This window comes from Candidatus Eisenbacteria bacterium, from assembly GCA_030017955.1.
Taxonomy (GTDB): Bacteria; Eisenbacteria; RBG-16-71-46; order JASEGR01; family JASEGR01; genus JASEGR01.
The window spans coordinates 1-1,009 of sequence record JASEGR010000238.1 but is presented as its reverse complement, the minus strand read 5'-3'; the positions used below and the strand labels follow the sequence as shown (position 1 = coordinate 1,009).

The window sequence follows — 1,009 nt, the reverse complement described above, 5'->3', positions numbered from 1 at the left end:
ACTGCTCTACTACGGCTACAGATACTACTCACCCGAGCTGGGGCGGTGGCTCTCCCGTGATCCCATCGGGGAAAGAGGGGGGCGGAACTTATACGTTGCCATTCGCAACAATCCAATCGACCGGTGGGACCTCCTCGGCTTGATTACGATTGATAACGCGTCGGCGACGGAAGCCGTGAAGAACGATTCCCAAGTTCGGGCAGATGTGGAACTGCTAAAGAACAACATGCTGGCAAAGAGATCGAAAGAGTGTGCGGGAAAGACGGGTGTCGAGGTGAAGGACTTCGATAGTACTGCAGAGTCATCGTCAGCGTCATCCGTTGCGTTTATGTACAACACGAGATACGTCTATCTTGGGCAAGTGGGCGTATCCTTGTCGGGATCTGGAAAGTATGAGGTTGATTGCTGCCTGAAGAAATTCAAGAAGTGGGTGATCCAGATCGATGGATCGTTCTCTGACGAGTTTGATGAATTGCTTCCCTCTCCATGGGGCTGGTGGGGATCGCTTCCATTCACCTTTGTCGGGTCATGGGTGGAATCGTTTAAGGGGGAAGGCTAGAACTGTGGCGAAGAAACATCAGTCACCATGAAGACAGCGCTGAAGTACTTTGCAGTCTTCTTGGCAGGGTTCCTCAGTTACGGCGTGGCAGAGAGGATCATCACAGTTCGCGGTGAAGCTAAGTTTTATGCTGACCGAAGCCGGTGTCAACTGAGTCTTTCACAGTTCGGCAGACAACTGTCGAACTCCGTCCCGGAAATGCCTGCTCATTGCCATTGGGTTTTTGTGTCAGAACAGAGCAACGTAATACCAGGGCATGTTCGTGTTTTCTGCCCGCCAGACTGTCATGGGGGACGGGGTGCGAACGTTCTATATGTGGATGGATCAGTTAGATGGTTAACAGCGAATGATCTCGCGGCCTACTTGAAAGGGGCATCGGGTCAAACCCAAAGATAATAGGCCATCGGGGTCGTATCTTCACATTTCACAATTCGGCATCTCCGTGTTCCC

Annotated in this window: 1 protein-coding gene; it reads left to right on the top strand. The window is 51.8% G+C overall.

Features of this window, described 5'->3' with window-relative positions; translation table 11 throughout:
* The coding region (locus tag QME66_13995) for an RHS repeat-associated core domain-containing protein (GenBank protein MDI6810052.1) at nt 1-559 on the top strand (559 nt) is incomplete at its 5' end.
* Between the last annotated feature and the right edge of the window lie 450 nt (nt 560-1,009).